We start from the raw sequence: 17,211 nt of genomic DNA, 5'->3' as shown, positions 1-17,211 counted from the left end.
ATGACCGCGAGCACTGCCCGAGGCGAGCCGCGCGTCGAGGTGCTCGGGGTCCGGCACCACGGCCCGGGCTCCGCGCGCTCGGTCTCGCGCGCCCTCGACGAGCTACTGCCCGACGTCGTCGTCATCGAGGGGCCGCCCGAGCTCGACGTGCTCATCCCGCTCGCGGGCGACCCCGACCTCGTGCCCCCGGTGGCGGGCCTCGTCTATGCCGTCGACGAGCCACGTCGGGCGGCGTTCTATCCCTTCGCCGTGTTCTCGCCCGAGTGGGTCGCCCTGCGCTGGGCGCTCGAGCACGGCGTCGACGTCCGCTTCGCCGACCTCCCGGCCACGCACTACCTCGCCGACGACGCGGACGGCTCGGACGACTTCGAGGACTCCGACGACTCCAAGCGCGCCCCCCGCCGCCCGGGCAGGCGCGTCGACCCGATCTCGGCGCTCGCGTCGGCCGCGGGCTACGACGACCCCGAGCGGTGGTGGGAGGACGCCGTCGAGCACCGCCGCACGTCCTCCCTCGCGCACTTCGCCCACCTGCGCGAGGCGATGGAAGGCGTGCGGGGCAGCCTCGAAGTCGACGATGACGGTCGCCGAGAAGCCTTCATGCGCAAGGTGATCCGTGCCGAGATGCGAGCGGGCCGCGAGCGCATCGCCGTCGTGTGCGGCGCCTACCACGCCCCTGCGCTCCACCCCTCATCGTTCCCGCCCGCGAGCCACGACAACGCCCTGCTCGGCCGGCTCCCCAAGGTGAAGGTCGCCGCCACGTGGGCTCCGTGGAGCTCCGAGCGGCTGTCGTATGTCAGTGGCTACGGCGCCGGCGTCCGCTCGCCGGGGTGGTACCACCACCTCTTCGTCACCCCCGACGACGAGGTCGTGCCCTCGTGGTTCGTCCGGGTCGCCCGAGCGCTGCGTGGCGAGAATCTCGATGCCTCCACGGCGTCGATCGTCGAGGCGACCCGTCTGGCGGGCGCGCTCGCGGCCGTGCGGGGCCGCCCCTCGGTGGGCCTCGCCGAGCTCACCGACGCCGCCCGGGCCGTGCTCACCGAGGGCTCCGACCTGCCGCTGCGCCTCGTCGACCGCACCCTCGTCATCGGTGAGGAGCTCGGCCGGGTGCCCGAGTCGACACCGATGGTGCCCCTCGCCGGCGACCTCGCTAGGCAGCAGAAGTCGTTGCGGCTCAAGGCTTCTGCGACCTCGACGGTTGTCCAGCTCGACCTGCGCCGCGAGTCGCAGCTGGCGCGTTCGGTCCTGCTCCACCGGCTCGCGGTGCTCGGCGTGCCGTGGGGCACCCCGGTCGAGGCGGGCCGGACCATGGGCACCTTCAAGGAGGCGTGGGAGCTCGAGTGGACCCCCGAGCTGGCTGTCGCCGTCATCGAGGCGAGCCTCTACGGCACGACGGTTCGCAGTGCCGCCGAGGCCCGCATCGCCGAGGAGGCCCGGGAGGCGGCCGACCTCGGCGTGCTCGGCCGCCTCATCGAGGAGTGCCTGCTCGCCGACCTGCCGGAGGGCCTGCGCGCCGTCGTCGCCGCGCTGGCCGAGCGCACGGCCCGCCAGCACGACACCCGGGCCCTGCTCGAGACCGTCGAGCCGCTCGCCCGCACCTGCCGCTACGGCGACGTGCGCGGCGTCGACGTCGCCGATGTCTCCCACGTGCTCCAGACCGTCGTCGTGCGCGCGTCGGTGGGTCTGCGTGCCGCCTGCTCCAGCCTCGACGACGACAGCGCGGCCGCGATGCGCACCGCGATCGAGGCGGCGCACCGCGGGGTGGCCCTCGTCGACCGCGCCGACCTGCGCGACCCGTGGACCGAGGCGCTCGTCACAGTGGGGCGTGACGAGGCCATCCACGGAGCCGTCGCCGGGCGGGTCGGCAGACTCCTGCTCGACGGCGGCCTGCTGACCCACGAGGAGGCCGCCGCGCGCCTGAGCCGCCGCCTCTCGCCGGGCACCCCGGCGCCGGCAGCAGCGGCGTGGCTCGACGGCTTCCTCACGGGCGAGGCCCTGCTGCTCATCCACGGCGACGACCTGCTCTCCATCATCGACGAGTGGCTCGCCGGCGCCACCGAGGAGGCCTTCGAGGACCTCCTCCCGCTCGTGCGCCGCACCTTCGCGCGCTACCAGCCGGCCGAACGCCGCCTCATCGGGACGCACCTTCGAGACCTCGCGAGCGGCACGCATACCCCTGCTGTGTCGACGGACTCGCTCGACCTCGACCGCGCCGCCCCGGCGATCGCGGCCGTCGCCCGGCTGCTCGGACTGGGGGTGGCCTCATGACCGAACGCGACCGGCTGACCCGCTGGCGGCTCGTCCTCGGCGGCGAGCAGGCCGACGGCATCGGGGAGGCGGCCACCCTCGACAGCGACGACCTCAAGCGCGACGCGGCGCTGCGCGAGCTCTACGACGGCGAGCGACGCAGCGGCCTCGGCGCCTCGGCGCCACGGGTCGCCCGCTGGCTCGGCGACATCCGCGGCTACTTCCCGTCGTCGGTCGTCCAGGTCATGCAGCACGACGCGATGGACCGCCTCGGGCTGACCCAGCTGCTCCTCGAGCCGGAGCTTATGGAGGCGGTGCAGCCCGACGTCAACCTCGTCGCGACGCTCGTCGGGCTGAACCGCGTCATCCCGGAGCGGTCCCGCGCGACGGCGCGGGCGGTCGTCCGCGTCGTCACCGACGAGCTCGAGGAGCGGCTGCGCGCCGAGACCGTCCAGGCGGTGCACGGCGCCCTCGACCGCGCCGCCCGCACCCGGCGCCCCAGGGCCTCCGACATCGACTGGAACCGCACCATCGCGGCCAACCTCAAGCACTACCAGCCCGAGCACGGCACGGTCGTGCCCGAGCGGCTCGTCGGCCACGCCCGCCGGGCGCACCGGGTCGAGCGCCGGATCATCCTCTGCATCGACCAGTCCGGCTCGATGGCCGAGTCGGTCGTCTACTCGAGCGTCTTCGGTGCCGTGCTCGCGTCGCTGCGATCGGTCGACACGCGGCTCGTCGTCTTCGACACCGCCGTCGTCGACCTCACCGACGAGCTCGACGACCCCGTCGACGTACTCTTCGGCGTGCAGCTCGGCGGGGGCACCGACATCAACCAGGCGCTCGCCTACTGCGAGGGCCTCATCGAGCAGCCGGGCGAGACGATCCTCGTGCTCATCAGCGACCTCTACGAGGGCGGCATCGCCGACGAGATGGTGCGCCGGGCAGCGGCGATCGTCGGATCGGGGGCGACGATGGTCGCGCTGCTCGCGCTCAGCGACTCCGGCCGCCCGAGCTTCGACGCCGACCACGCCGCAGCGCTCGCGGCCGTCGGGGTGCCGGCCTTCGCGTGCACGCCGGACCGCTTCCCCGACCTCATGGCCACGGCGATCGAGAAGCGCGACATCACCGCCTGGGCCGCAGCCCACGACATCGTCACGACGCACGAGCCGCAGGCGGCTACCTGACCGCGGCCACGGCCTCGATCTCGACGAGCTGGTCGGGGTAGCCGAGGACGGTGACCCCGTGCAGGGTGCTCGGCACCTCGTGCTCACCGAAGGCGTCGTGGACCACGCCCCACGCCGTCACGAGCTCCTCGCGGACCGTCGTCGCGACGAGCACGCGCGTGTAGGCGACGTCCTCGAGGCTCGCGCCGGCGGCCTCGAGAGCCGTGACGAGGTTGGCGACGCACTGCCGCGCCTGGGCCGCGATGTCGCCGGGCGCGACGGTCGCCCCGGCCTCGTCGAGCGGGCACGCTCCGGCGGCGAAGACGAGGCGCGCACCGGCGTCGACGGTGGCGGCATACGCGTAGGGCGCGGTGTCGGTGAGGGCATCCGAGCCGACGAGACGGACGGCACTGCGGGGTCGGTCCATGGGCCGACGGTAGTGCGTCGGCGTGGAGCGAGGCCGTCTCCGGCGGCATACTCGCGGCATGCGACTGCACCCGGAGGAGACCGAGGCCGGGCCCTGGCGCCACGTCGGCGACGACGAGCTGGCGGCGATCGTCGCGCCGCTCCTCACCGACGGGCGCGGCGTACTGCTCGTCGACGGGCGCTCGGGCAGCGGCAAGTCCACGATCGCGGGCAGGCTGGCCGACCTGTTCGGCGGCGCCGCCGTGCACAGCGACGACCTCGCGTGGCACCACGATGCCTTCGCCTGGGACGACCTCGCCCGCGAGCACGTCATCGAGCCGTGGCGCCGCGGCGAGGCCGTCGACTACCGCCCGCCCGGCTGGGTCGCCCGGGGTCGCGAGGGTTCGGTGGCGGTCCCCGCCGACGCGCGCGTGCTCGTCCTCGAGGGGGTCGGCGCGGGTCGCGCGGCGCTCGCCGCTGACGCTGACGCCGTCGTCTGGGTGCAGTCCGACCGGGCGGAGGCCCGCGAGCGCGGGCTCCGGCGCGACGTCGAGCTCGGCCGCACCCCGGAGGAGGCAGAGAGCTTCTGGGACGAGTGGATGGAGGCGGAAGAGCCGTTCCTCGCCGCCGACCGCCCCTGGGAGCGTGCCCACCTCGTCGTCAGGTCGAGCTCCGAGGACTGGGCGCCCGGGCGCACGACGGTGGCGCGATGACGAGCGCGGCCCCCGCCCGCACGACGACTGCGCCGCCGACGCGGCTGCCGTGGCCGCCCCGAGCGCTGCTCATGCCACTCGTCATCCTCGGGGCGAGCCTGCTGACCCGAGGGTTCAGCCAGGCCGTGACGCCCTTCATCCGCCACGACGACTGGCCCTTCCTCGTGCCGGCCGACACCCCGGGCGTGACGTCCGTTGCCGAGCACGACCTCTACGAGGGGCGCTGGCTCAACACGCTGTGGTGGGCGGTCATCGGCCAGCACGGCACGCCGACGTCGGCGTCGCTGACGTATGCCGTTGCCTACGCTCTCGCCGGCGCCGGGATGTGGCGCGTGCTCCACCTCTCCGGCATCCGGCCGCGACCGGCCGTCGACGCCCTCCTCGGTGTCGCGCTCTTCTGCTCGGCCGTCTGGGTGCAGCTGCTCTACTGGCCGGGCGCCCTGACGCCGTCGGTGGTCGTGGCGGCCGTCGCGCTGTGGACCCTGCCCTGGGCAGCGCGGTCGCGCTGGCGACTCGGCCTCTGGCTCGTCATCGGCGAGGCGTGCGCCGTGCTCACCTACCCCCCGGTCGGCGTGCTGCTCGTGCTCTTCGCCGTCCTCCTCCTCCGTGGGGCACGCTGGCGTGCGGTGCTCGCCGTCGTCGCCGGCTGGGGAGCCGGGTTCGGCCTCGGTGTCGCGACGGCCTACACGCTCAACTGGATCGACTACGGCTACTTCGGCATCAAGATCGCCTACTGGCGCGACCCCAACCCCCTCACCTCGCTCGGGGCGCTCGTGACCAACGTCGGACGGTGGGCCGAGGGCGCGGGCACGCTCTGGGCCTCGCAGTGGTGGGTGGCGGTCGTGGGAGCCGTCGCCGTCGTGCTGGGTCTGCGGGACGCCGTCGTGCGACCCCGCATGCAGCGCCTCGTCGCGGCACTCGCGGTCGCCGGAGGACTCGACGCCGCCCTGGCCCTCGTGACGGGAGTCGTGACGGAGAACCGCGGCCAGCTGTGGAGCTGGTACGTCGGGGTGCTGCCCGTCGCCCTCCTGCTCATGGACCGTGGCGGGCGGACGCCTGAGGAGGAGACCGGCCCCCGCTCGCGGACTCTCGACCGGGTCGCGACGGCCGGGCTCGTCGTGCTCGTCGTGGGTGGGGTGCTGGCCTGGCGCACCGACGTGGGCGACCACCAGCAGACCCGGGCGCAGTATGCCGCCATCGCCGAGGCTGCCACGCGGGTCGGCCCTGACGGGCAACGCCCGTTCGTCGTCATCTACATGGAGCCGACCCTGCGCCACAGCCGCGAGGGAGGCATCATGGCCGGCACGATGCGGATGGCGGTGCGCTCCGAGCAGGACGGTCTGCTGCCCGTCTGGTGCGCGCCGGACGAGTGCGCCGAGATGATCGCGCGCGCGGCGTCGGGGTCGGTCATCGACCTCGGCCGGGTCGGCTCCAAGCCACACGTCGTCGGCGTCATCGTGCCGAACCCCCCGGCGTGGATCTACTGACGCCGCGGGGACGCCGTGGGGACGCTGCGGCGTCCGTGTCACATTCGGGCCGCGTGGACCGTCAGCATGTCGACGGACCATCACAGAAGGAGAGAGCGATGAAGACCATGACCTGCCGGGCCCTTGGAGGCCCCTGCGACCTCGCGCACCAGGGCGCGACCGCCGACGACGTCATCAAGGCCCAGGACCAGCACCTCAAGGAGGCGGAGAAGGCGGGCGACCCGGCTCACCAGCCGGCCCGGGACGCGATGAAGAGCCGGTGGCGCCACCCCCGCCAATCGATGGCCTGGTACCGCGAGACCAAGGAGGCCTTCGCCGCCCTGCCCGAGAGCTGACGACCTGGCGCGGCCCCGTCACTCGGCGTTCCCGCGGGACGGATCGAAAGAGCAATCCGCCCCCACGAGCGCACGGTTTCCCTTCGCAGGTACGGGCGGACTGCTCTTTCGATCAGGGGCGCACGAAGCACGACCGGCAGCGGGCCTCGTAGGTGAAGGTGCCGTCGTCAGGCAGCGCCTCGGAGTGGCCGAGGTCGTCGAGGAAGGGCTCGCCCGACCGGAGCACCTGGGTGTGGGTGGCACTGAAGTCTCGGCACTGGTCGCACACCGCGCGCCGGTAGCTGACGGTGTCAGGGCCGAGCTCGAGCAGCGCCCGGACGGGTGAGAAGAGCGCGCCCCGGTGATCGAGGTCGATGCCCGCTACGACGACGCGGGTGCCGCGGCGCAGCAGTCGGTCGACGACGGCGATGTCGTCGAGGTCGAACATGTGCACCTCGTCGACCGCCACGACGTCGAGCTGCTCGTCGAGTGCGGCGCGCAGCGAGGAGACCTTGGTCGTCGCGAGCACGCCGCCGCTGCGCGAGGTGACGCCCGTGTCACGCACGTGCCGCTCCGACTGGTAGACGCGATGGCGCACCCGGGTGAACTGCAGCGGCGAGAGCATCGAGATGAGCGCGAGGCTCTTGCCCGACTTCATCGGGCCGAGCACGACGTCGAGCGACACCCCCGATGCCGTCCGGACAGCAGGGCTGACGTCGTCGATCATGGTCACCCCGAGACCGTACCGACTGCCCCCGACAGCGCATCTGCAGAATCCGATGCGATGTCTACTCGCGGGTCAGCGCCTCGGGGTGGAAGGCTGCGGGTGTGGCGTGACGAGCGCCACTCGCCCCGACGGGCGGTGGCACGACGAAGGAGACCTGCTCGATGATCTCGCGCATCGCAATCGTCAACCGCGGTGAGGCCGCCATGCGGCTCATCCATGCCGTACGCGACCTCAATGCCGCCGCCGGCCCCGACGGCCACCGCATCGAGACGATCGCCCTGCACACGGAGGGCGAGCGGCGGGCGATGTTCGTGCGCGAGAGCGACCACGCATACGACCTCGGGCCCGCGTCCGCGCGTCCCTACCTCGACCACGCGGTGCTCGAGCGCGCCCTGCGCGAGACGGGCGCCGACGCGGCGTGGGTCGGCTGGGGCTTCGTCGCCGAGGACCCGACCTTCGCGGAGCTGTGCGGGCGCATCGGCGTCACCTTCATCGGGCCGAGCCCCGATGCGATGCGCAAGCTCGGCGACAAGATCGGCAGCAAGCTCATCGCCGAGGAGGTCGGCGTGCCCGTCGCGCCGTGGAGCCGCGGCGGCGTCGACACGCTCGAGGACGCCAAGGCTGCGGCCGCGCGCATCGGCTACCCCCTCATGCTCAAGGCGACAGCCGGCGGCGGCGGCCGCGGCATCCGCCGCGTCGACTCCGACGCCGACCTCACCGACGCCTACGAGCGCACCCGCGACGAGGCCGAGCGCGCCTTCGGCTCGGGCGTCGTCTTCCTCGAGAAGCTCGTCACCGGCGCCCGCCACATCGAGGTGCAGGTCATCGCCGACGGCCAGGGCAGCGCCTGGGCCGTGGGCGTGCGCGACTGCTCCGTGCAGCGGCGCAACCAGAAGGTCATCGAGGAGTCTGCCTCGCCCGTTCTCGGCCCCGAGCAGGAGCAAGAGGTGCGCGCGAGCGCCGAGCGGCTCGCCATCGCGGTGGGCTACGCCGGCGCCGGCACCGTCGAGTTCCTCTACCACCCGGGCGAGCGCTTCTTCGCCTTCCTCGAGGTCAACACCCGGCTTCAGGTCGAGCACCCGATCACCGAGGTCGTCACCGACACCGACCTCGTCAAGCTCCAGATCCACGTCGCGAACGGCGGCCGGCTCGACGACCTGCCGGACGGGCGACCCACCGAGCGCGGCCACGCCGTCGAGGCCCGCCTCAACGCCGAGGACCCCGACCGCGACTTCGCCCCCTCGCCCGGGCGCATCGAGCTGCTCAACTTCCCGTCGGGCCCCGGCATCCGCGTCGACGCCGGCGTCGGCGAGGGCGACTCCATCCCGGCCGACTTCGACTCGATGATCGCCAAGATCATCGCCCACGGCCGCGACCGCGACGAGGCCCTCGCCCGCCTGCGCCGCGCCCTGTCCGAGACGACCGTCGTCATCAACGGCGGCTCGACCAACAAGAGCTTCATCCTCGACCTGCTCGACCAGCCCGAGATCATCGACGGCTCCGCCGACACCGGGTGGATCGACCGGGTCCGTGCCGAGGGCCGTCTCGTCAGCCACCGTCACTCCGGCGTCGCCCTCGTCGCCGCCGGCATCGAGGCCTATGAGGACGCCGAGGCCATCGAGCGCGCCCGCCTCTTCGAGTCCGCCCGGGGCGGGCGGCCGCAGGTGCAGCACGCGGTCGGCCGCGCCATCGACCTCAAGCTGCGCGGCACGGCATACAAGGTCATGGTGCTGCGCATCGCGTCCGACCGCTACCGCGTGTCGATCCAGAACGGCGGCGACGCCCACGTCGTCGTCGCGTCGGTCGACCGGATCGACGACTACGCCGGGCGGATCACCGTCGAGGGCCGCGCCCACCGCCTCATCACCGCCACCCACGGGCCCGTGCACCTCGTCGAGGTCGACGGCATCACGCACCGCGTCTCGCGCGACGAGGGTGGCGTCGTGCGCTCACCCGCACCGGCCCTCGTCGTCGCCACGCCCGTCGCGGTCGGCGCGGAGGTTGCGTCCGGCGCGCCCGTGCTCGTGCTCGAGTCGATGAAGATGGAGACGGTCCTGCCGTCGCCCTTCGCGGCGCGCGTGCGCGAGCTGCTCGTCGCGGTCGGCAGCCAGGTCGAGACCGGCGCGCCCCTCGTGCGGCTGGAGCCGACCGGTGACGAGGACGATGCGGCCGAGGCCGCCGCGACCGAGTCGGTCGACCTCGACCTGCCCACCTCCGACGGTCACACGGCCACCGCCCGCGAGCGGGCCGACCGCCGCATCGGCGACCTGTCGGCGAGCGTGCTCGGCTTCGACGCCGACCCCGCCGGTGACCGGCGCCAGCTCTCCTCCTACCTCGCCGCGCGCGACGAGCTCGCAGCCGAGGGCCACGTGCCGCTCGCCGAGGAGATCTCGGTGCTCGAGCTCGTCGCCGACTTCGCCGAGCTGAGCCGCAACCGGCCGGTCGAGCAGGAGCGGCACACCGAGCTGCTCGTGCACAGCCCCAAGGAGCACTTCCACGCCTACCTCCAGAGCCTCGACGCCGACCGCGCCGCGCTGCCCGACGAGTTCCGGGACAAGCTCGCCCGGGTGCTGCGCCACTACGGCGTCGAGGACTTCGAGCGCACGCCGCAGCTCGAGGAGGCCGTCTTCCGCATCTTCCTCGCCCAGCAGCGCTCGGCCCCGGAGATCAACCTCGCCACCTCGATCCTCCAGCGCTGGCTCGGCGAGCCCGCTCCGGCCGAGCAGGAGGCCGCCGCGGCACGCGACGCCCTCGACCGGCTCGTCGTGGCGACCCAGCTGCGCTTCCCCGTCGTCGGCGACCTCGCGCGCAGCGTGCGCTTCCGCTGGTTCGACCAGCCGCTCGTCGACCAGGAGCGGGCCAGCGTGCTCGACGGCGTCGGCGACCGCCTCGCTGCCCTCGCCGCCGAGCCCGACGCCCCCGACCACGCGGCCCGGGTCGACGAGCTCGCCTCGATCCCCGAGCAGATCGTGCGCTTCCTCGCCGACCGGTTGCACGCGGAGCCGGGTGGCGGCCTGCCCGAGCACGAGCCGATGCTCGAGGTGCTCATCAGGCGGCACTACCGCGAGCATGAGCTGCACGCCCTGCACACCTTCGTCGCCGGTGGCCGCCCCTTCGCCGTCGCCGACTACACCCTCGACGACCGCCCCACGCACCTCACCTCGACGATCGGCTCGGTGACCGAGCTCGAGCCGGGCAGCGCCCTCGACACGGCCGTGTCGGCTGACGTCTGGGCCCGGGTGGAGGGCCACCAGTCCGTCGTCGACCTCTACCTCAGCTGGCCCGACGAGCCGGAGTCGCCCGACGAGGCGAGCGGCCGGCTGGCCGAGCTCCTCGAGGCCCTGCCCTTCACGCAGGACGTGCGCCGGGTGGCGGTCGCGACGACGCCCGGCAACGGGCGCCCCATCTCCTACTTCACCTTCCGCCCGACCGAGGGCGCACTCGTCGAGGACCGTCTCGTGCGCGGCGTGCACCCCATGGTCGGGCGCCGGCTCAACCTCTGGCGGCTCACCGCCTTCGACGTGACCCGGCTGGAGGCGCCCGAGGACGTCCTGCTCTACGAGTGCGTCGCCCGTGACAACAAGGACGACCGCCGCCTCGTCGCCCTCGCGCAGGTGCGCCAGGTCGTCGTCGTGCGCGACGACGAGGGCCACGTCACCGGCCTGCCCCACGTCGAGCGCGCCATCGCCAACTGCCTCGAGGCGATCCGCCGGGTGCGGTCGAGCCGGGGCGCCCGCGCCTCCAAGCTCGACATGAACCACGTGTGGGTCCAGATCTGGCCGACGATCGAGGCCGACCTCGGCCAGCTCACGGCCCTGCAGACGCGCATCGCGCCCCTCACCGCCGGCGCCGGCATCGAGGAGGTGCTCGTGCAGGCCAACGTGACGACCGACCCGGACGAGGCACCCCTGCCGATCGCGGGCCGCTTCTACTACCAGCCGGGCTCAGGTGTCGTCGGCACCGTCGGCGCCCCGCCGACCGAGCGGCTCAAGCCGCTCGACGACTACGCCTCGAAGGTCGTGCGGGCGCGTCGTCGCGGGCTCGTCTACCCCTACGAGCTCCAGGCGATGATCGCGGGAGACGGGGGCACGGTCGTCGAGCACGACCTCGACGACTCGGGCGTGCTGGTGCCCGTCGACCGCCCGTTCGGCCTCAACAAGGCCGGCATCATCGTCGCGGTCGTCAGCTCGCCGACGGTCCGCCACCCCGAGGGCGTCAAGCGCGTCGTCCTCAGCGGCGACCCGCTGCGCTCGCTCGGGTCGGTCGCCGAGGCCGAGTGCGCCCGCGTCATCGCCGCGATCGACCTCGCCGAGCAGCTGCAGGTGCCCCTCGAGTGGTACTCCCTCTCTGCCGGCGCCCGCATCTCCATGGACTCCGGCACCGAGAACATGGACTGGGTGGCGCGTGCGCTCAAGCGCATCATCGAGTTCACGCAGGCGGGCGGCGAGATCAACATCGTCGTGGCCGGCATCAACGTCGGCGCCCAGCCCTACTGGAACGCCGAGGCGACGATGCTCATGCACACCAAGGGCATCCTCGTCATGACCCCCGACAGCGCCATGGTGCTCACCGGCAAGCAGTCGCTCGACTTCTCCGGCGGCGTCTCGGCCGAGGACAACTTCGGCATCGGCGGCTACGACCGCGTCATGGGCCCCAACGGCCAGGCGCAGTACTGGGCCAAGGACCTCGCCGGCGCTCGCGCCATCCTCATGTCGCACTACGACCACGCCTATGTCGCGCCGGGCGAGTCGGGCCCGCGGCGCGTCAGCACGACCGACCCCGTCGACCGCGACGTCACGCTGTCTCCGCACACCGCGGCAGGCTCGGACTTCACGACGGTCGGCGAGATCTTCTCGAGCGCGACGAACCCCGACCGCAAGAAGCCCTTCGACATCCGCACCGTCATGCGTGCCGTCAGCGACGCAGACCACGAGCCGCTCGAGCGCTGGGCCGGCATGGCCGACGCCGAGACCGCAGTCGTCTTCGACGCGCACATCGGCGGCATCCCCGTGAGCCTCATCGGCATCGAGTCGAAAACCGTTGCGCGGCGGGGCTTCCCGCCCACCGACGGCCCCGACACCTACACGGCCGGCACTCTGTTCCCCCGGTCGAGCAAGAAGGTCGCCCGGGCCATCAACGCTGCGAGCGGCAACCGACCGCTCGTCGTGCTCGCCAACCTCTCGGGCTTCGACGGCTCACCGGAGTCGATGCGCGCGCTGCAGCTCGAGTACGGCGCCGAGATCGGCCGCGCCATCGTCAACTTCGACGGCCCGATCGTCTTCACCGTCGTCTCGCGCTACCACGGCGGCGCCTTCGTCGTCTTCTCCAAGACACTCAACCCGCGCATGACCGTGCTCGCCGTCGAGGGCTCCTTCGCGTCGGTGCTCGGCGGCGCGCCCGCGGCAGCGGTCGTCTTCTCTCGTGACGTCGACGCCCGCACCACGGCCGACCCCCGCGTCTCGGAGCTCGAGAGCCAGCTGGCCTCGGCGTCCGGCGTCGAGCGAGCCCGTCTCGCAACGGAGCTCGCCGAGGTGCGCAGCGCCGTCCGCTCCGAGAAGCTCGGTCAGGTCGCCGCAGAGTTCGACGCGGTGCACAGCATCCAGCGCGCCGTGACAGTCGGCTCCGTCGACGCGGTCATCGCGCCCCAGGAGATCCGCCCGCGCATCATCGCCGCCCTCGAGGAGGGCCTGCAGGGCTGACCGACGACACAGCCCGCGTATGCCGCCCGACGGGGTGGGCGGCATACGCGGGCTGTCGTCGTGGCGCGAGGCCGTGTGCCGCCCGGCGGGGAGAGCGGCACACGGCCCAGCGGTGACGCCGCCCCGTGGAGGGGAGGGCGGCGTCGCGGGGGCACCCTCGGTCAGGGACGTCCGGTGGGGTGCGTCGTGGGGGGCACCGTTGCCGGCTTGCCCGTGGGAGTGGTCGTCGGCTGGTGGGAGGGGACGGTCGGAGGAACGACGGACGGCTTGCCCGTGGGGACGGTGGCCGGCTTTCCGGTGGGCACCGAGGTGGGCTTGCCCGTGGGGTGGCCGGCCGGGCCGCCGGTCGCAGACCCGGAGCCGCCGACTGCGGGCAGCGCCGCGCACCAGGCGTCGACCTTGTCGGAGCCGCCGGCGGCCGCGGTGAGGTTGCGGAAGGCGGGGGCCTGCGCGGCCTTGCCCCTGTCGGCGACGTGCGACCACGCGGTGCACAGGCCGTGGGCAGCGGCGCCGGTGGCGACGGGGCCGACAGCGGTCGCGGTGACCGAGGGCGCGCCGGTCGAGGTCCGGACGCGGGCAGCAGCGCTGGCGCCGACGGACGTCGGGCTCGCGGACCCGCTCGAGTGCACGTCGGGAGTGGACGCGGGGGCGCTCGCCGACACGTAGGCGACCGTGGCCACGCCGCCGACGCCCACCGCAAGGGCGGCGAGGGTGGCTCCGAGCTTGGCGCCCGCAAGGGTGAAGATCATCGATGCTCTCCTGGAGGATGGTGGAGGGGACGTGACCTGGGCAGCCCGGAACGACCTGACGGCACCGTCGAGGCCGTCGAGCTCGCGCTCGGCAGCGGGAGCCCGGAGGGCCCGCAGGAGGGGGGCCAGGGCGGGGTCGTCGATGGGGTCTGCGCTCATGTCACCTCCCGAAGCGCACCGGAGTCGCTCAGCGTTACACCCTGCTCGGACATGATCTTCGCGAGGTTCTGCAGCCCCCGGTGCGCCGCCACCCGCACGGCCCCGGGCGAGCGCCCGACGAGCTCGGCCACCTCGCTCACGGACAGGCCCACGACCACCCGTAGGAGCACGACCTCGGCCTGCAGGGCCGGGAGCCGGCGCACGATCCGGACGGCCTCGGCGCTCGAGAGCGAGTCGATGACGAGATCGGCGCAGTCGGGCTCGACGGAGGTGACCCACGAGCCGGAGCGGTCTCGCCACGGGGCGCGAGCTGCCCGGGTGCGTTGGCGGCCCGCGTCGACGGCTCGACGCCTCGCGGTGGTGAAGACCCAAGCACGCCAAGCGGTTTCGTCACCGCGAAAGGCAGAGAGCCCCTTGACCACCGTCAGCCAGGTCTCTGCCGCAACCTCATCGGCCGACTCCCCCGCGAGACTGAGGTAGCGCAGCAGCGTGGGGTTGAGATCACGCCACAGTCGGGCGAAGGCGGCCTCGTCACCGGTGCGTGCCCTGGAGAGGACACGGTCAAAGTCCTCGCCGATCACCGGCCAAGTGTGGACCTTCTCGGGTGCTGTGTGGGGTTTTGCGCCCCTGAGACTTTCCTGTCAGCCGGCGGCGGGGATGCGCAGGGAGATGAGGCCGCCGAGGTCGAGCCAGACCGCGTCAGGTGTGCGCACGATGCGGAGCAGCACGTCGTCGCACCCGGGGCAGCGCCCGACGAGCCCGGGCTGGGGGCCGTGGACGCGCAGCGTCGCGATGGCCGAGCTCGTCCCGCACCCGCGGCACCGCCCGACCGCGGTCGTGATGTCGACCGCGAACACTTCGGAGAGCGGCCCGGCGAGCACGTTCCCGTCGAGACCCGCCCCGCCCACCGGCTCCTCACCACTGTTCTCAGCACTGTCCTGACCCTGCATCACTGCCTCCTTCACGAGCCGGTCGGCCCGAAGCGCTCGGTCCGGATGCGCGCCGCGTCGTGGCCGGCCGACGCAAGGATGGTTGCCGCGGCTTCGACGAAGCCGGTCGGCCCGCAGACGTAGCAGGTGGGCGCGTCGGCCGGCCCCCAGCCCGCGCCCTCCAGGTCGGCGGACCGCAGCCGCCCCGGCGGCCGCACATGGCCCGCACCGTCCGCGCCATCGGCACCGTCTGCACCGTCTGCACCGACCGGCGCCCCACGGCGCGTGAAGACGTGGCGCACGTCGACGCCGTCGGTCCCCGCAAGGGCAGCGAGCTCCTCACGGTAGATGACGTCGTCGGGCTGGCGGGCGGAGTAGACGAGGCGGAAGGGTGGCCCGACGGCAGGGCGGGCCCGCAGCATCGCCATGAGGGGCACGACCCCCGACCCGCCGGCGACGAGCAGGACCGGCCCCGGCTGGTCCGGGCGCCAGACGAACCAGCCCCCGACCGGTCCCCGCAGCTCGACGGCGTCACCCACCTGGAAGACATCGCAGAGGAAGGGCGAGACCTCACCGTCGGGCACGCGTTGGACGGTGACCTCCACCCGGTCGCCCTCGGCCGGCGCCGCGAGCGAGTAGCTGCGCGTGGCGGTGTAGCCGTCGTCGGCGGTGAGGCGCACGTCGACGTGCTGCCCCGGCAGGTGGCCCGGCCAGTCCGTCACGTCGAGGACGAGCGTCGTCGCGCTGGCGCTCTCGACCCGACGCTCGAGCAGTCGCGCCGGCCGCCAGGCGCGCCGGGCGCTCAGTCCCCCTGGTATCGCTGCTCGCGCCATGGGTCTCCGTAGTCGTGGTAGCCGAGCTGCTCCCAGAAGCCCGGGCTGTCCTCGAGCATGAGCTCGATGCCGCGCACCCACTTGGCCGACTTCCAGAAGTAGAGGTGCGGCACGAGCAGCCGGGCGGGCCTGCCGTGCTCGGGGTGGAGGTCGTCGCCCTCGAACTCGTAGGCGACCCAAGCCTTTCCGTCGAGCAGGTCCTCGAGCGGGAGGTTCGTCGTGTAGCCGCCGTAGCTGTGCACGAGCGCGTAGTCGGCGGCCGTCTCGACGTCGGCGAGGATCGTGTCCAGCGAGACCCCCCGCCACGTCGTGTCGAGCTTCGACCAGCTCGTCACGCAGTGGATGTCGACGGTCGGCTCGTCGGCGGCGAGCGCCATGAGCTCGGTCCACGACCACGTGTGCCGGGTGCCGTCCTCCGTGGCGACCCACAGCTCCCACTCGTCCAGCGGTATGCGTGGGGTGGGCCCCGCTGACAGCACCGGGAAGTCGCCGGTCAGGTGCTGCCCCGGAGGCAGCCGGCCGTCGTCGTCACGGCGCCGACCGTGGAAGCCTCTCGTCACGAAACTCATGCGCTCTCCTGGGTGCCGGTGCCGGAGCGGACTCAGTGACCAGTATTCAGGTCGGGAGCCGTCGTGGCGAGGTCACGCGACCCTCAGCCGGCGATCACGGCATACGTGAGGACGGCGCTCAGCGCAGCCCACACGGTGAGCCCGATCGCGTTGACCCACGGGTGGTAGGTGAGGACGGCGACGAACTCGCGCAGGAAGGCGCTCGGCACGAAGTACCACGCGGTGCGCGCGCCGCTGACGTCGGCGTCGAGCCCGAGACGCCGGCAGATGAGCGCGGCGCGGCCGACGTGGTAGCCGCTCGTGACGACCCGCAGGTGCCCCGTGACGCCGTGCTCCTCGAGGAGCGCCCGCGAGAGCAGGAGGTTCTCCTCCGTCGAGGTCGCTCGGTCCTCAGTGACGACCTCGTTCTCGTCGAGCCCCCGCTCCAGCAGGTATGCCGTCATGGCCGCACCCTCGGACGTCGGCTCGTCGTCGCCCTGGCCGCCGCTCGGCACGAGCGGGGGTCGTCCCCCGTGGAGCTCCTCGGTGCGGCGCAGCGCGATCGCGGCGTCGAGGCGCCGGGCGAGCAGGCGCGGGATGCGGCCGTGGACGAGGCCGGACCCGAGCACGACGATCGCCGCGGGCGTCGGGCGCTTGCGGCGCCTCAGGTAGTCGAGGCAGTAGAGGACGTAGCTCACGAGCGACAGGGCCGGGTAGCCCGGGAGCAGGAGGATGACGATGCCCGCGACGGCGACCGTCGTCGTCGTGCCGGAGAGGAAGAGCGTGACGCCGATGACGGTCGCGACGATCATGGCGAGGCCGAGCAGCAGCGAGAGGAGGTTGCTGAGGCTGCGTCCACCGCGGCGAACCATGCGCAGCCCGTTGAGCAGCAGGAGCAGGCCGAGCACCACGGCGCCCAGCCAGGGCAGGGCGAGCAGGACGACGGCGTCCTCGTGCCGCTCCACCCCGAGCCGGCCCACGATCTCACCCGCGAGGAGGTCGACCGCCGACCAGACGGCGGCGAGGAGGAAGACGCCGTTGCGCCACCGCCGGGGCTCGGTGCGCGTCGACACGACGTAGAGGACCAGGCCGAGAACGATGACCAGGGAGTGGACGAGCAGTCTCATGCCTCGGCCGCCGCCATCCCGTACACCCCCGCCGTCGTGCCGCGCGGGTGCGCGAGCTCGCCCCCACTATGCCCGTTTCGGGCGCAGGCCCGACGACCGGGGCCGAGCGGGCGT

The 17,211-nt window shown here is 73.3% G+C and carries 14 protein-coding genes; 6 read left to right on the top strand and 8 right to left on the bottom strand.

Annotated elements, in window-relative coordinates; genetic code table 11:
- Complete coding sequence (locus FHX52_RS19585) at positions 1-2,265, top strand: DUF5682 family protein (RefSeq protein WP_141824058.1); 2,265 nt, start codon at positions 1-3, stop codon at positions 2,263-2,265.
- Positions 2,262-3,428 carry a VWA domain-containing protein gene (locus tag FHX52_RS19580; RefSeq protein WP_141824057.1) on the top strand — a complete coding sequence of 389 codons (1,167 nt, stop codon included), beginning with the start codon at positions 2,262-2,264 and terminating at the stop codon, positions 3,426-3,428. Before FHX52_RS19585 ends, FHX52_RS19580 begins: the two co-directional genes overlap by 4 nt.
- On the opposite strand, the gene FHX52_RS19575 is transcribed toward FHX52_RS19580, so the two are convergent.
- Positions 3,421-3,834, bottom strand: coding sequence for a RidA family protein (locus tag FHX52_RS19575; RefSeq protein ID WP_141824056.1), 414 nt, complete (start codon positions 3,832-3,834; stop codon positions 3,421-3,423). The genes FHX52_RS19580 and FHX52_RS19575 overlap by 8 nt on opposite strands.
- A gap of 58 nt (positions 3,835-3,892) precedes the next feature.
- Here FHX52_RS19575 and FHX52_RS19570 point away from each other — a divergent pair, with 58 nt between their 5' ends.
- The 3 genes from FHX52_RS19570 (at position 3,893) to FHX52_RS19560 (ending at position 6,347) form a co-directional block, all read left to right on the top strand.
- Positions 3,893-4,525, top strand: coding sequence for a uridine kinase family protein (locus FHX52_RS19570; RefSeq protein WP_221630667.1), 633 nt, complete (start codon positions 3,893-3,895; stop codon positions 4,523-4,525).
- Positions 4,522-6,012, top strand: coding sequence for a hypothetical protein (locus FHX52_RS19565; RefSeq protein ID WP_141824055.1), 1,491 nt, complete (start codon positions 4,522-4,524; stop codon positions 6,010-6,012). The genes FHX52_RS19570 and FHX52_RS19565 overlap by 4 nt, the downstream gene beginning before the upstream one ends.
- 98 nt (positions 6,013-6,110) lie before the next feature.
- Positions 6,111-6,347, top strand: a complete 237-nt coding sequence (locus FHX52_RS19560) for a hypothetical protein (protein ID WP_141824054.1) — start codon at positions 6,111-6,113, stop codon at positions 6,345-6,347.
- 112 nt (positions 6,348-6,459) lie between these two features.
- On the opposite strand, the gene FHX52_RS19555 is transcribed toward FHX52_RS19560, so the two are convergent.
- A complete protein-coding gene (locus FHX52_RS19555) occupies positions 6,460-7,053 on the bottom strand; it encodes a thymidine kinase (RefSeq protein WP_246070368.1) in 594 nt (197 codons plus the stop codon).
- 161 nt (positions 7,054-7,214) lie between these two features.
- Here FHX52_RS19555 and FHX52_RS19550 point away from each other — a divergent pair, with 161 nt between their 5' ends.
- A complete protein-coding gene (locus FHX52_RS19550; protein ID WP_141824052.1) occupies positions 7,215-12,752 on the top strand; it encodes an ATP-binding protein in 5,538 nt (1,845 codons plus the stop codon).
- 161 nt (positions 12,753-12,913) lie between these two features.
- Here FHX52_RS19550 and FHX52_RS19545 read toward each other — a convergent pair whose 3' ends face one another.
- The 6 genes from FHX52_RS19545 to FHX52_RS19520 all read right to left on the bottom strand — a co-directional run bounded on the left by FHX52_RS19545 (position 12,914) and on the right by FHX52_RS19520 (position 17,097).
- A complete protein-coding gene (locus FHX52_RS19545; protein ID WP_141824051.1) occupies positions 12,914-13,660 on the bottom strand; it encodes a hypothetical protein in 747 nt (248 codons plus the stop codon).
- On the bottom strand, positions 13,657-14,241 hold the full coding sequence (locus FHX52_RS19540) for an RNA polymerase sigma factor (RefSeq protein ID WP_141824050.1): 585 nt from the start codon (positions 14,239-14,241) through the stop codon (positions 13,657-13,659). The genes FHX52_RS19545 and FHX52_RS19540 overlap by 4 nt, the downstream gene beginning before the upstream one ends.
- A gap of 60 nt (positions 14,242-14,301) precedes the next feature.
- Entirely contained in the window at positions 14,302-14,610 is a 309-nt protein-coding gene (locus FHX52_RS19535) for a DUF6510 family protein (RefSeq protein WP_141824049.1), read from the bottom strand.
- Positions 14,611-14,621: 11 nt separating this feature from the next.
- Complete coding sequence (locus FHX52_RS19530; protein WP_141824048.1) at positions 14,622-15,422, bottom strand: ferredoxin reductase; 801 nt, start codon at positions 15,420-15,422, stop codon at positions 14,622-14,624.
- Entirely contained in the window at positions 15,392-15,991 is a 600-nt protein-coding gene (locus FHX52_RS19525; RefSeq protein ID WP_141824047.1) for a molybdopterin-dependent oxidoreductase, read from the bottom strand. Before FHX52_RS19525 ends, FHX52_RS19530 begins: the two co-directional genes overlap by 31 nt.
- Positions 15,992-16,074: 83 nt before the next feature.
- Positions 16,075-17,097 carry a YdcF family protein gene (locus FHX52_RS19520; protein WP_141824046.1) on the bottom strand — a complete coding sequence of 341 codons (1,023 nt, stop codon included), beginning with the start codon at positions 17,095-17,097 and terminating at the stop codon, positions 16,075-16,077.
- Positions 17,098-17,211 lie beyond the last annotated feature (114 nt).

Source organism: Humibacillus xanthopallidus (assembly GCF_006717145.1).
GTDB lineage: Bacteria > Actinomycetota > Actinomycetes > Actinomycetales > Dermatophilaceae > Humibacillus > Humibacillus xanthopallidus.
This window is presented reverse-complemented; position numbering and strand designations above follow the sequence as displayed.

Excerpts from the sequence above, each read along its gene's own strand:
- FHX52_RS19585 (WP_141824058.1), top strand. The coding sequence starts at position 1 with ATGACCGCGAGCACTGCCCGAGGCGAGCCGCGCGTCGAGGTGCTCGGG.
- FHX52_RS19580 (WP_141824057.1), top strand. The coding sequence starts at position 2,262 with ATGACCGAACGCGACCGGCTGACCCGCTGGCGGCTCGTCCTCGGCGGC.
- FHX52_RS19575 (WP_141824056.1), bottom strand. The coding sequence starts at position 3,834 with ATGGACCGACCCCGCAGTGCCGTCCGTCTCGTCGGCTCGGATGCCCTC.
- FHX52_RS19570 (WP_221630667.1), top strand. The coding sequence starts at position 3,893 with ATGCGACTGCACCCGGAGGAGACCGAGGCCGGGCCCTGGCGCCACGTC.
- FHX52_RS19565 (WP_141824055.1), top strand. The coding sequence starts at position 4,522 with ATGACGAGCGCGGCCCCCGCCCGCACGACGACTGCGCCGCCGACGCGG.
- FHX52_RS19560 (WP_141824054.1), top strand. The coding sequence starts at position 6,111 with ATGAAGACCATGACCTGCCGGGCCCTTGGAGGCCCCTGCGACCTCGCG.
- FHX52_RS19555 (WP_246070368.1), bottom strand. The coding sequence starts at position 7,053 with ATGATCGACGACGTCAGCCCTGCTGTCCGGACGGCATCGGGGGTGTCG.
- FHX52_RS19550 (WP_141824052.1), top strand. The coding sequence starts at position 7,215 with ATGATCTCGCGCATCGCAATCGTCAACCGCGGTGAGGCCGCCATGCGG.
- FHX52_RS19545 (WP_141824051.1), bottom strand. The coding sequence starts at position 13,660 with ATGAGCGCAGACCCCATCGACGACCCCGCCCTGGCCCCCCTCCTGCGG.
- FHX52_RS19535 (WP_141824049.1), bottom strand. The coding sequence starts at position 14,610 with ATGCAGGGTCAGGACAGTGCTGAGAACAGTGGTGAGGAGCCGGTGGGC.
- FHX52_RS19530 (WP_141824048.1), bottom strand. The coding sequence starts at position 15,422 with ATGGCGCGAGCAGCGATACCAGGGGGACTGAGCGCCCGGCGCGCCTGG.
- FHX52_RS19525 (WP_141824047.1), bottom strand. The coding sequence starts at position 15,991 with ATGAGTTTCGTGACGAGAGGCTTCCACGGTCGGCGCCGTGACGACGAC.
- FHX52_RS19520 (WP_141824046.1), bottom strand. The coding sequence starts at position 17,097 with ATGAGACTGCTCGTCCACTCCCTGGTCATCGTTCTCGGCCTGGTCCTC.